At 63.7% G+C, this 12,018-nt stretch carries 13 protein-coding genes, 2 tRNA genes and 2 pseudogenes; 5 read left to right on the top strand and 12 right to left on the bottom strand.

Annotation, left to right across the window (positions count from 1 at the left end; translation table 11 throughout):
- From V7082_RS19780 to V7082_RS19740, 9 genes and pseudogenes are all read right to left on the bottom strand, one after another.
- A pseudogene (locus V7082_RS19780) lies at positions 1–211 on the bottom strand (50S ribosomal protein L7/L12); the annotation flags it as partial.
- Between the two features lie 100 nt (positions 212–311).
- The gene (gene rplJ / locus V7082_RS19775; RefSeq protein WP_334151246.1) at positions 312–833 is read right to left on the bottom strand and encodes a 50S ribosomal protein L10; all 522 of its coding nucleotides are present in this window, start codon (positions 831–833) and stop codon (positions 312–314) included.
- Between the two features lie 382 nt (positions 834–1,215).
- On the bottom strand, positions 1,216–2,001 hold the full coding sequence (gene rplA, locus V7082_RS19770) for a 50S ribosomal protein L1 (protein ID WP_334151244.1): 786 nt from the start codon (positions 1,999–2,001) through the stop codon (positions 1,216–1,218).
- Between the two features lie 4 nt (positions 2,002–2,005).
- Positions 2,006–2,452: a 50S ribosomal protein L11 gene (rplK, locus tag V7082_RS19765; RefSeq protein WP_334151243.1), complete on the bottom strand. Its 447-nt coding sequence runs from the start codon at positions 2,450–2,452 to the stop codon at positions 2,006–2,008.
- A gap of 175 nt (positions 2,453–2,627) precedes the next feature.
- Positions 2,628–3,164, bottom strand: a complete 537-nt coding sequence (nusG, locus tag V7082_RS19760; protein WP_334151242.1) for a transcription termination/antitermination protein NusG — start codon at positions 3,162–3,164, stop codon at positions 2,628–2,630.
- A 68-nt stretch (positions 3,165–3,232) separates the two neighbouring features.
- Positions 3,233–3,430 carry a preprotein translocase subunit SecE gene (gene secE, locus V7082_RS19755; RefSeq protein WP_334151240.1) on the bottom strand — a complete coding sequence of 66 codons (198 nt, stop codon included), beginning with the start codon at positions 3,428–3,430 and terminating at the stop codon, positions 3,233–3,235.
- A 113-nt stretch (positions 3,431–3,543) separates the two neighbouring features.
- Positions 3,544–3,619: transfer RNA gene (locus V7082_RS19750), tRNA-Trp, on the bottom strand.
- Between the two features lie 318 nt (positions 3,620–3,937).
- Positions 3,938–4,261, bottom strand: a complete 324-nt coding sequence (locus V7082_RS19745) for a YbjQ family protein (RefSeq protein ID WP_334151239.1) — start codon at positions 4,259–4,261, stop codon at positions 3,938–3,940.
- 55 nt (positions 4,262–4,316) lie between these two features.
- Positions 4,317–4,390, bottom strand: a tRNA-Gly gene (locus V7082_RS19740).
- A gap of 209 nt (positions 4,391–4,599) precedes the next feature.
- Here V7082_RS19740 and V7082_RS19735 point away from each other — a divergent pair.
- Together V7082_RS19735 and V7082_RS19730 are read left to right on the top strand one after the other, a co-directional pair.
- Complete coding sequence (locus V7082_RS19735) at positions 4,600–5,313, top strand: 4'-phosphopantetheinyl transferase family protein (RefSeq protein ID WP_334151237.1); 714 nt, start codon at positions 4,600–4,602, stop codon at positions 5,311–5,313.
- Positions 5,314–5,447: 134 nt separating this feature from the next.
- Positions 5,448–5,759 carry a DMT family transporter gene (locus tag V7082_RS19730; protein WP_334151235.1) on the top strand — a complete coding sequence of 104 codons (312 nt, stop codon included), beginning with the start codon at positions 5,448–5,450 and terminating at the stop codon, positions 5,757–5,759.
- 125 nt (positions 5,760–5,884) lie between these two features.
- Here V7082_RS19730 and V7082_RS19725 read toward each other — a convergent pair whose 3' ends face one another.
- Entirely contained in the window at positions 5,885–7,003 is a 1,119-nt protein-coding gene (locus tag V7082_RS19725) for an aminomethyltransferase family protein (RefSeq protein WP_334151233.1), read from the bottom strand.
- 756 nt (positions 7,004–7,759) lie between these two features.
- Between V7082_RS19725 and V7082_RS19720 the strand changes: the two genes are divergently transcribed.
- Both V7082_RS19720 and V7082_RS19715 read left to right on the top strand, forming a co-directional pair.
- Entirely contained in the window at positions 7,760–8,485 is a 726-nt protein-coding gene (locus tag V7082_RS19720) for a hypothetical protein (protein WP_334151232.1), read from the top strand.
- Positions 8,482–9,255 (top strand): FadR/GntR family transcriptional regulator, encoded by a 774-nt coding sequence (locus V7082_RS19715; protein ID WP_334151230.1) that lies wholly within the window; start codon positions 8,482–8,484, stop codon positions 9,253–9,255. The genes V7082_RS19720 and V7082_RS19715 overlap by 4 nt, the downstream gene beginning before the upstream one ends.
- A 72-nt stretch (positions 9,256–9,327) precedes the next feature.
- Here V7082_RS19715 and V7082_RS19710 read toward each other — a convergent pair whose 3' ends face one another.
- Together V7082_RS19710 and V7082_RS19705 are read right to left on the bottom strand one after the other, a co-directional pair.
- Positions 9,328–10,542, bottom strand: coding sequence for an ABC transporter substrate-binding protein (locus tag V7082_RS19710; RefSeq protein WP_334151228.1), 1,215 nt, complete (start codon positions 10,540–10,542; stop codon positions 9,328–9,330).
- A gap of 415 nt (positions 10,543–10,957) precedes the next feature.
- Positions 10,958–11,362 (bottom strand): hypothetical protein, encoded by a 405-nt coding sequence (locus V7082_RS19705; protein ID WP_334151227.1) that lies wholly within the window; start codon positions 11,360–11,362, stop codon positions 10,958–10,960.
- Positions 11,363–11,632: 270 nt separating this feature from the next.
- Between V7082_RS19705 and V7082_RS19700 the strand changes: the two are divergent.
- Positions 11,633–12,018, top strand: a pseudogene (locus V7082_RS19700) (biotin/lipoyl-binding protein); the annotation flags it as partial.

The raw sequence follows: 12,018 nt of genomic DNA, 5'->3' as shown, positions 1-12,018 counted from the left end.
TCTTCTTGTCGCCGCCCGACTTCAGGATGACGGTGAACTCGGTCTGCTCCTCGACCGCAGCAGCGGCAGCGCCGCCCGCCGGGGCAGCGGCCACGGCAACGGCAGCAGCAGCCGACACGCCCCACTTCTCCTCAAGAAGTTTGGCGAGCTCGGCTGCTTCGAGAACGGTCAGCTTCGACAGGTCATCAACGATCTTTGCGAGATCCGACATTGTATATAGTCCTTCCGGTTAAGCCTTCGAGGGGTGGCGCTTTGTCCCAGCCGTTGTGGCCTCAGGGACGCGCCGGTTTCAGTCGTTCCACAGACGTGCGTTATGCAGCCTCGCCGCCTTGCGATGCCTTGGCCTGGATGACGCGCGCGAGCTTTGCGCCGGGCTCCTTGACCGTGCGGGCGATCTTCGTCGCCGGCGCGTTCAAGAGACCGATCAGCTTGGCTCGGAGCTCATCAAGCGAAGGCAGGTCGGCGAGTGCTTTGACGCCGTTCGCGTCGAGGACAGAGGCGCCCATCGCGCCGCCGAGGATCACGAGCTTGTCGTTCTCCTTGGCGTACTTGACCGCCACCTTCGCCGCGGCAATCGGATCCTTCGAAAAGGCCAACACAGTGGGCCCCGTGAAGAGATCGGTGATGCCTTCGGCTTGGGTGTCCTTGAGCGCGAGCTTGACCAGCTTGTTCTTGGCCACCTTGACAGACCCGCCCGCCTCTTTGACGCGCTTGCGGAACTCTGCCGATTGAGCGGCCACCATGCCGGTGTTGTGGGCGACGACCAGCACGCCGGTGTCCTTCAACACCTCGTGGAGGGACGTCACGAGCGCCTGTTTTGCGGCTCTATCCACCTGCTCACTCCTGGTTGCGAAGAGCCCGTAGCGGACCCCTCGCGGGTTGCACCTTGCCGCAGCTTTTTCCCTCGCGGGCTTGCCGCTGCGACGCTCGTCCTGTCCCGACCGCGCGCCGGAGCGGCACGGTGCTGACCCAGAAGGCTCATACCGGATGCGGGCCTTGCGGCTTCAAATCCGGGTGGTCTCCCGTCTCATGCGGGCCCTCTCTCGAGGATTAAGCGTCACCGGCAAGCCGGATCGGCGCCCATCAATCTCGGACAGGTCTCCGGCCGTTCGGCCCCGAAAGGGCTTTGGGCTGGAGATCCCCGCCGCAAGCCGACGGCCTGCGGCGGGGAATTCCGTTAAGGGCCCGCAGACGGGCCCGATGGCGTCGCCCCGCTTATGTCGCGGGCGTCGCCGAAACGACCGTACCGGTGTCGACCTTGAGCCCCGGCCCCATGGTCGAGGAGAGCGACACCTTCTTGATGTACGTGCCCTTGGAGCCCGCGGGCTTGGCCTTGGACACCGCATCGACGAACGCCTTAATGTTCTCGACGAGGGCTTGCTCGGTGAAGCTCGCCTTGCCGATGCCGGCGTGGACGATGCCCGCCTTCTCGACGCGGAACTCGACGGAGCCGCCCTTGGCACCCTTGACGGCGCTGGTGACGTCCATGGTCACCGTGCCGACGCGCGGGTTCGGCATCAGGCCGCGGGGGCCAAGCACCTTACCCAGGCGGCCGACAAGCCCCATCATGTCGGGTGTCGCGATGCAGCGATCGAAGTTGATCGTGCCCTTCGACACGGTCTCGACCAGATCCTCGGCGCCCACCACATCCGCACCTGCAGCCTTGGCCTCTTCGGCCTTGGCGCCGCGCGCGAACACGGCGACGCGCGCCGTGCGGCCGGAGCCGTTCGGCAGGTTGCAGACGCCGCGCACCATCTGGTCGGCATGCTTCGGATCGACGCCGAGGTTCATGGCGACCTCGACGGTCTCGTCGAACTTCGCCTTGGCGCGCTCCTTGATCAGGCGCACGGCCTCATCGATGGCATACGCCTTGTTGGCGTCGATGCCCTTCCTCGCCGCGGCGTTGCGCTTGCCGCCCGCGAGCCGGGTCGCAGCGATGACCTCGGGAGCAACGGACGACGTCTTTGCCGACTTCTCTTTTGCAGCAGCTTCTTTCGCCATGTCGTTACTCCACCACCTTGAGGCCCATCGAACGGGCGGAGCCAGCGATCGTCTTGGTGGCCTGCTCGAGATTGTCCGTGTTCATGTCCTTGATCTTCAGCTTGGCGATTTCCTGAAGCTGAGCCATGGTGATGGAGCCCGCCACGTCGCGGCCGGGGTTCTTCGAGCCCGAGCCCGGCTTGCCGGTGGGCTTCATGCCGGCCGCCTTTTTGATGAGATACGTCGCCGGCGGCGTGCGCATCTCAAAGGTGAAGGAGCGATCCGAATAGACCGTGATCTTCACCGGAATCGGTGTACCCTGCTCGAGGTCCTTCGTCTTGGCGTTGAAGGACTTGCAGAACTCCATGATGTTGACGCCGCGCTGGCCGAGCGCAGGGCCGATCGGCGGAGACGGGTTGGCCGCTCCTGCCGGGACCTGAAGGTTGATGTAGCCGTCGATCTTCTTTGCCATCGTATCCCCTAAGTTCTCGGGAAGGCTCTTTGCTTCCCAGGGTTAGCGGTCAGCGGATGCGAGCCTCAGCTCGAACCCTCCCGCGGTTCAGACCCGATCAGCCGACACCGGCCTCTCGCGTCCTCGACCGGCACGACGAGCGCGCCGGAAGCTTTCGATCTCTCTCGTCCTCCGCCTAGGCCGACACCTTCTCCACCTGCCCGAACTCGAGCTCGACCGGCGTCTTGCGGCCGAAGATGGAGACCCCGACCTTGAGACGGGACCGTTCGCCGTCCACCTCCTCGACCTCGCCCTGGAAGGAGGCGAAGGGACCGTCCACCACCTTCACCTGCTCGCCCACCTCGTAGATGATGGAGGGTTTCGGTCGCTCGACGCCTTCCTTCACCTGATTGAGAATGCGGGCGGCCTCGTCGTCGGAGATCGCGATCGGCTTGTTGTCCGCGCCGAGGAAGCCCGTCACCTTCGGCGTATTCTTGATGAGGACGAACGCAGCGTCCGTCATCTCCATATGAACCAGCACGTAGCCCGGCAGGAACTTGCGCTCGGCCTGCACCTTGCGGCCGCGCTTCACCTCCACGACCTCCTCGGTCGGCACCACTACCTCGTCGAACAGGTCGTCGAGGCCAGCCGACCGCGCGCGCTCCTTGATGGCATCTGCCACCTTGCGCTCGAAGTTCGTGTAGGCGTGAACGATGTACCAGCGCTTGGCCATTCTCAGATCGTCTCTCGTGTCCTGCCTTCGCGCCGGGGCCGGCGCGAAACAGCTTGTCCGCCCGACGCTCAGGCGCCGAGCCGGAGCACCCAATTCACCAGATGCCCAAGCACCTGATCGGTAATGAGGAAAAACACCGAAGCCAGGGCCACCATGATGAGGACCATGAGCGTGGTAATCCACACTTCCTTCCACGCCGGCCAGGTGACTTTCGAGACCTCCTGCCGTACCTCTTGAACGAATTCGAACGGATTGAACTTCGACATCAAAACCGCTTCCCGAGCGCCATGCGACATACCGACGCACCCTTGCCCCAAGGGTGAATCCATCGAAACCGACCGGGGCGCCCTCTTCACCGATCCGCCTCAACAAAACCTCATGGCAGGGGTGGAGGGTCTCGAACCCCCAGCCTTCGGTTTTGGAGACCGACGCTCTGCCAATTGAGCTACACCCCTATCGCACAGCTTGTACGCGCCTTATCGACGCGAAAGGCGCACCTGCCTTATGCGGGGGCGGCATCCTTAGCCGAACTTTTTACGTTTGTCACCGCCTTGCGCCAATTTATTGCCCCTTTGCGTGCACGGACCCGCCGTTCTCCCCACCTCCTGCTGGATAGGGGTAAGCATTGGCCGTGGGGCCGGGCGGTCCCTAGAGCCTGTTCGCCTCTGACAGGATCCGAGGTGAGGCTCTATGTTTTTGGTTTGACGCGCTTTCTTAATGCGAAGTGAATTCCACTCTCGCTTGAAAACGCTCCAGGGGGCGTTCTTCTCCGCTCAGCTGGTTTTTTCCACCACGACCGCCGTGCCGTAGGCCAGCACCTCGGTCACGGCCGACGCGATCTCATTGGCGTCGTAGCGCATGGCCAGCACCGCGTTGGCGCCCACCTCCTCGGCTTGCCGGACCATCAGGTCGAACGCCTCCTGGCGCGTCTGCTCGGCGAGGGCGGTATAGACGGAGATGGTCCCACCGAACAGGATCTGGATCGCGGCGCCGATATTGCCCACCACGCTGCGCGAGCGCACCGTCAGGCCGCGCACCACGCCAAGGTGCTTCACCACCTTGTATCCCTCGATTTCGTTGGTCGTGGCCACAAGCATGGACAGCGCTCCCCCACCGGCAGGCCGCGGCGGCGTGTTCCGATCAGGTGAAGATTGGAGCGGGTGATGGGAATCGAACCCACGTATTCAGCTTGGAAGGCTGCTGCTCTACCATTGAGCTACACCCGCGGTTCCAGATGCCGGCGCTGTCGCCTCGCCGGGGCTCATCGCATAGCGAGTCCGAACCGTCCCGCAAAGGGGTATTTTTTCCACTCCGCCGGCAGGCATATTCTTTTGCCGCTAGGGCGCGCCCGGACGGCTGGGGTACACTGCAGCGCGCCTTCGCGCCGGCCTTCACATCGGGCCGTCATGCCTCCAACAGGAAGGGGCCCCTCCCCGTGCACGGCCAGACGCGGCCCGACGTGTTCGATATCCTGCGCGTTGCGGACGTGGATGTCGTGGGCACGGACCTCGACGCTCCGGACCACGACGAGCGGGCGGCGCTGCGGGCGCTTCTCTCGGCCGCGGAGCGGCAGGTTGCCGATCGTTTCCTCTCGGACCGCCACCGCGCCCATTACGTCGTCGCACGGGGGCGGCTCAGGGAGTTGCTCGGTGAACGGCTCGGCGTCGCGCCCGCAGCCATCGAGCTCGTCACGACGAAATATGGGAAGCCGTCGCTCGGAGCCAGGTACGGGACCTCGGATCTGGCGTTCAATCTGTCGCACTCGGGATCGCTCGCAGTTTACGCGTTCACCGGCCGGCGCACGGTCGGGGTCGATATCGAGCACATTCGCGAGATCCCCGATGCCGAAGGCCTCGCGACACGCTTCTTTTCGCCGAGCGAGGCCGAGGCGTTCCGCGCCATTGCCGGGAGCAGCCGGCGCGACCTTGCCTTTCTCGCCTGCTGGACGCGAAAGGAAGCCTTCGTGAAGGCCATCGGCGAAGGGCTCAGCCATCCGCTCGACGCGTTCGACGTCACCATCGATCCCGACGCACCGGCCCGGATCACGCGGGTCGGCGCCGAAACCGCGGGCTCTCTCGGCTGGGCCATGGCGAGCTTTCAACCGCGCAACGGCTACATCGGGGCCGTCGTCTATCCGGACGAGGACTGACGAGCCTCAGGCATGCGGGAAATTACGCCTTGATAAGCGAGCCCGGTACTTTATTTTTGACACCGCGAGGCTACGACCTCCCCCACCATGGGTTATCTTTCCGGGACGGCCCGAACTTATCCTTGGAGAGATCCATGGCCTGGATCTATCTTTTTTTTGCCGGCATTCTCGAAGTCGTGTGGGCGTTTGCGATGAAGCAGTCCGACGGCTTCACGAGGCTCGTCCCGTCGGCGATCACGATCGTTGCCATGCTCTGCAGCTTCGCACTGCTCGCGATTGCCATGCGATCGCTCCCCCTTGGCACGGCTTACACGGTTTGGACGGGGATCGGCGCGCTCGGCGCGTTTATCGTCGGCGTTCTCGTCCTCGGCGAGCCCACGCATGCCTTACGGACCGCAGCCGCCGCCATGATCTTCGGCGGCATCGTGCTCATGAAACTGTCCTAGAGCTTTTTTCGTGTTGTAGAGCGGGACGGCACGACGGTCTTCTTCGGCAGCGGGGCGAGAGCCGCGCTCTCGCGCGGCTCTTATGTTTCACTCAGCCGTCGGACCGGCGTGCGCGACGGGCCACCTCACCTCGGGTGCGTGCGCAGCCGCATCGGATCGTAGAACGGCATCCTCACCACGACGGCCGGCCACTCACCCTTGTCGTGCACGACCAGCCCGGTGCCGAGCTTGGTGTGGACAGGCTCGATCTGAGCCATCGCCAGCGACTTCATGAGATGCTTCGAATAGGTGGTGCTCGTCACCACGCCGACCTCTTTGCCGCCGGAGGTGACCTTCGAGCCCGGCTCGATGGCGCGGTCGCTCTCGACCTCTAGTCCCGTGATGAGCGAACGCTCCTTGCCCTTCTTCCCTTCCAGGGCCTTCTTGCCGATGAAGTCCGGCTTAGAGAGATCGATGGTCCAATCGGCCCTCACCTCCCACGGAGTGGTATCGCCGTGAGGCATGTCAAAGGGGAAGAACAGGAGGCCGCCTTCCACGCGCACGATGTCGAGAGAGGACCAGGAAACGGGGATCACACCCTTGTCCTTGCCCACATCGAGGATCTTGTCCCAGATGAAGTGGGCGTCGGCGGCCGAGCAGAACACCTCGTAGCCGCGCTCGGCCGAGTAGCCGCCGCGTGCGATGCTGACCGGCTTGCCGAACAGCGTCGTCTTCTGATGCCGGAAGTAGGGAAGGCCCGCGAGATCCATCGGCGTGTGGGGCGCCAGGACCTCCAGCGCCACCGGACCCTGGAGCGACAGAATGTGCACGTCGTTGTCGCGCTTGACCGTCACGTCGAACTTCGAAGCAACCGCCGGCAAGACCTCCTCCAGGGCGCCGCCGCCGTGGGAGAGACGGAACTCGTTCGGCCCATCCACATAGACGAGCACGTCGTCGATGAGGGCGCCGTTCTCGTCGACGATGTTCGAGATGTGCGAATCGCCGGTCTTGGCCTTCGAGACGTCGGACGTCAGAAGGTGATTGAGGAACTTGAGAGCGTCGGGCCCCGCGACGTTCAGCATCTTCAGCGCCGTCACCTCGATGAGGCCGGCCTTGGTGCGGACCGCGGTGACCTCGTCATACGGGTCCGTGCGGTAGTTCTGAGGAACCGGCATGTCGTTCCATGACGCCGCCGTCATGTCCGCGCCGAGCGCGATATGCCGGTCGTTCAGCACCGACTGCCTCGTTTCCTTGCCGTGGGTCATGGGTGTTCCTTTCGAAGGGATGGGTTCCTGAGCTTGTGGAATGGCGGGACTGCGACGCCGGGCTCGCGGCCGGTGCGGTCCGCACTGCTGGCGGGCGCGGCGGGCACGCCATCATCGTATGGCATGTGCCAGCCGACCGTCGTCTGGCGGCGGCGATGCGCTTGTGTTCGGCGAGCTCGGACGGCAGTGGCGCGAGCCCGCGCGGCAGGCGGCGGCCCCCGCTTCGGGACCGCGACCAGCTTCTTCATCTTACTCATGTCGCAGCGGATCGTGAACAGCATCGCGTCGCACCGCGAGAGGGCGCGGGATCGCGCACCCGCTACGGAGGTCGCGATGCGCGCCCGTGTCCCGGATCGGTGACGATACTCCCGATCAATCCTTGGCAGCGGACGCATCGAACACGACGCGTCCGCGAGCCGCAGTGCCCGGTGCGGATCGGGAGGCGGTCCGCGCGAGACGACGACCTCGCCCGTCGATGCCGCAAGTCAAATGGACCGTTTCAGACCAATCCTCACCAAACTAGCCCACAGACCCTATGCCATTGAACCGGTTTTTGCAGGCAACCCTATGTTTGTAGCGACGATTTGGTCTTTGCGCACCGGTACAATGCGCGCGCCACCGAAACGGCATTTTACGCGAATGCTGCACTTGCAAACCTACATTGGTTTTTATTGGTTCTTTTTGGTTGCAAATCCCATCCTGGACGTGCACGCTTTCTGTCATCGCGCCGCGAAGCGAACAATGGATCGACGATCGATGGGGGAGGCCGCAAACGATTGGCTCAGCGCAACACGCTCGGGCTTTCACGCCGCTGCCGTATCTGACACCGAAACGGCGGCCCGCCACTGGCTTGCCGCGCACGACACGTTGCGGACGGCGGCGCTCGACGACCCCTTACGCGCGGCCGCAGAGACCAACGCCGGGGCTGCGCACGTTTTGCTCCGGCAAAGAGGCCGCGCAGAGCGGGCACTCGCCGAGGCGGAGCGGCTCTGGCTCCGGATCCTGGAGGCGGCGATCACGGCCGCGGACATTCCGATCACCGGTCGCAGCTCGGCCTTCCATTTCCGCCTCGCGTCGCGGAGCCTCGAGGCGTTCCGGGATGCGCAGCGGCAGCGTCTTCTGCGCCTCTCCTCGGCGGGGCTCGCGATGACCCGCCTCAACCGACACCTCGCGCGCAGAGACCCTTCGGCGGACACCGTAGCCGCATTTGCATCCGAGCTCGCCGAGCTCCTGGGGCCGCGCTCGCCGGAGGTGCGCCTCCTTGGCGAGACGCATGTGGCCTCCTCGCAGTACGACAACAAGATCGCCGCCTTCGATGCCAGCCGCACGCCGATGTCCGGGATACCTTCGGACGGCTGGCCGCGCCTCGAGATGGCGGTGGCCCTGACGGTCCTGCTCGCGCCCGGCACTGGAACCGATGCCGGACGCGGGAGGCTCAATCTTTCCGCAGTCCCTCCTGTCACATCACCGAGCACACGATGACGAGCGAAACCAACGTCCTGGACACGCCGCCCTGGGTCCACGATCCGTCGCGGCACCCGCTGATCACGCCGCAAGCCAAGGACATCGCGACGCGCATCTTCGCGCGCATCGTCGCCGGTGCCTATCCGTTCGGCACGCGCATCCCCGCCGAACGCGATCTCGCGGCCGAGTTTCAGGATACGCGCGCCACGATCCGCCAGGCGCTCGAGTTCCTGGCGATCTACGAGGTGGTCGCCCGGCGCGCGGGCAGCGGCACGTTCGTCTCCTATCGCAAGCCTCCGGCCCCGGCCGTTCCGGAGGGCGGCGGCACGACCGGAGAGCTCACCATCCTCCAACTCGCCGAAACCGCCTCCCCGTTCGCGATGAACGTCGCCGAATCGATCCTCGAGCCGGAGATGATCCGGCTGGCGACGATCTACATGTCCACGCGGGATCTGGCGGAGCTCGGCGCGCAGCTCGCAAAGGTCGAAAGGATCGTCACGGAGTCGGACATCTTCGCTACCCTCGAGGACGACTTCATGATGATGGTCGCGCGCGGCACGCATAACACGCTGATCGCCGCGATGTATGCGATCCTCCACGAAGTGCGCCGCCAGCCCCAGTGGGCCGCGAGCCGCAAGCAGATGCTCACGCCCTCGAAGATCCGCAGCAGCCAGATGCTGTTGCGGTCGCTTTACGAGGCCATCTCGTGCCGGGACGTGGAGACGGCGGTGGAGCTCATCAAGCTGCACGTCGCCAGCACGCACGAGGACATGATCTACGAATCGTGACCGCCGCGCGTCACGACCAGGCTGCGAGCTGCTCCCGCTGGTCCCACATGAGACCCAGATCGCGCATATGCCTCAGAAGGATATCCCTGTTCTGCTTCCACAATTGATGATCGAGCAGAACTCCTGGATGCGCGCCCGTCCTTCCACGATCGTCACGACGGGCCAATCGCCGACCAGCGCGTTGTCGATGCCGAACAGGTCCTTGCCCCACCACGCCGCCTCCCCGAAGGCGTGCTGGCCGACGCCTCCCACCTTCATGAAGGCGAGCACCGAAAGAGGCTCGAACGTGCGCGCGCGCTGAACGGCCGACTTCCACAGCTCGAGCGTGGAGGTGTATTCCCACGACACCGCACCCCACGTGCCGGGGAAGCGCCGGCAGAACTCCTCGTAGAACGCGTTGGGGCGCTCAAAGTTGATCTGAGCGCCGTTGAGACGCGGATCGTCGAAATCCGGGAACTGGAAGACAAAGCCTTCCATGAACTCGGGGCTCGTGCGCCGGATCAGCTCCTGGTAGTTGTCGCAGGTGCAGGACAGGAGCTGGCCCTTGAAGCTCCTCCTGTACGCCTCCACCGTCAGCGCATGAACGAAAGGCTCGTAGGCCGTATCCCAGCAAAGGATATCGGGAGAGCCCGCCATCAAGTCCTCGACGATCGGTCCGAAGTCTCGGGTGTCAGGCTCGAACACGCGCTCGGCGATGAGCTCTATGCCCGCCGCTTCGAACGCCGCCCGGTAGGTGGCGATCGACGGCAAGCCGAAGCCGTCGTTCTGCGCGCACATGGCCGCCGTACGCAGATGCGGTTTGTGGCGCTTCAGCCAGTCAACGCCGGTCACGTTGTAGATGGGATGCACTTCACTCGGCGCGACCAGCGTCGGTGTGTCGGGCGAGAGATCGCTCGGCAGCAGCCCCGCAACCAGCATGCGATGCCGGCTTATAAGCTTGCGCACGTCCGGCGTCAGGTCATTGCCGCCGCTCATCAGGATGAGCTTCACGCCGTCCTCGAGGATCAGCTTCTTGACGCCCTCTAACGCACGCTCCGGCTGATACATCGTGTCGAAGGGGATCAGCTGGACGGGATACCGGCGGTTGCCGACCTTCACGCCGCCGGCGGCATTCACGTGGTCGACCCAGATCCGGCACCCGTCGAGCCCGGGTAAGGACCAGGCCTTCAGCGGGCCGGTCAAAGGCGCCAGGAAGCCGATCGCAAGCTCCTTCGACGCGCCGAGCGAAAGATCGCGAAGTGCTACTCCCAGCGCAGAAGCGACCGGACTTCGGGTGCGAGCGACCATGGTTTGAATCTATCTGTCTTTTCTTCGTTCCACCTGCGGCGGTGCTGGTGACCGAGCTCGCGCACCCCTGCTCCCCCGCCAACACGACGCGAGCAACCGCCTCAACTGGAACTATTATTTCACTGTAAAATCAATGGCTTGACGTTCACCGTTCTTCTTATCCTGCCTCGGGCCAACGTGCCAGCCTCGCAAAGTTGCGACGTGCGTGATGGCCCTCAGCGCCCGCCCGTCACGTCGTCGAGAATATCGCGTAATTCCTTTGCCAGCGCCAGATAGCTTAAGGGTTTGGATCTCAGTTGGACGTCAGGATCGAGACGCCTTTCTTGGACGATTGCGGTGGCTCACGCGATCCCCAGGCTACAGTTATCAAGACGACGGCAAGATCCTCCCAGACCGGTTTGGACGAGGGCAACTGTCAGGTGGGTGTCTGCTTCCTCCCTGCGGCCGTCCGCAACCAAGCCCCGAGCAGTACGAAGAGGAGCCCGCCGATTTCCAGTATTGCGTTCCAACGAACGGTCGCGAGGCGGGTTGAGAGGAAAACGTCGACATGGTGGAACGATGCCGCGCGGATAACGACAAAAATCAAAACGAGGCAGCCGCCGAGCAGGGCAATCCTGGTCTGATATGAAACATCGCGCAGCAGGACGATACTTGCGGCCACCACAAGCGCGCCAGCTATCGCCACACCGCCTACAAAGAGGAGCTGCATGGTCTTTCTTTGCTCGTACCAGCCCTGACGATGCGCGAGATATCTGCCGATTTCGGTGAAAGCGGATTGCAAGTCTAGCTGCTTGTTGATGCCCAGCAGTAAAAACAGCACAGCAAGAGCTCTCCACACCAGGATCTCGCGTCTCGGGACGGCATGCGCGCTACCGGCCAGAGTTTGGGCTACGGCGTATGAGCTTACGGCTGCAAGGAGATAACAAACCACCGTAAGCCATCCCAACATGGTAGGATCACCAATCCCTGGCCTCCAGTCGAATTGCATTGTCTGCCTCATAACGTGGTAACTGATGAGTGTTTCTCGGTACGAATTGCGTATGGCCTGAAATTCGGTAGCGATGTATGTTGAAAATAGAAGTCATTAGCTTTGGTTTTGGAAAATTTACTAGGTCGCTTTCCCATGTATGCAAAATCGCTTTTGAGCTTCCGAACCCTCGTGCTTGCAATCGTCGTCTGCGGGGTGCCGCAGTTCGCACAGGCAAGTGAAGCCGTCGAGGGCAAGCTGGTTGCGGATCAGCGCGGTCATATCTCCGCTCAGATGACCGGCGAGAGGTCCCAGCGTGTCAAGGACTTGTATGTTCGCGTGGGAGACTCCGTCAAAAAGGGAGACAAGCTCGCCCTACTCGACACCGAGCAGCTCGAGGCCGATCGGTTGATCGCGCAGCGCGCGATGGAGGAGGCTCAGTCTGCTGTCGAGGTTGAACCGCCCCGGGTTTGCCGGAGGCTGGTTGGTTTGAGTCAGGCGGCGCGTGC

Origin of the sequence: Hyphomicrobium sp. (assembly GCF_036833075.1) — a bacterium.
Classification (GTDB): Bacteria; Pseudomonadota; Alphaproteobacteria; order Rhizobiales; family Hyphomicrobiaceae; genus Hyphomicrobium_C.
The sequence above is the reverse complement of the archived record's forward strand: the minus strand, read 5'-3'. Positions and strand labels throughout refer to the sequence as shown.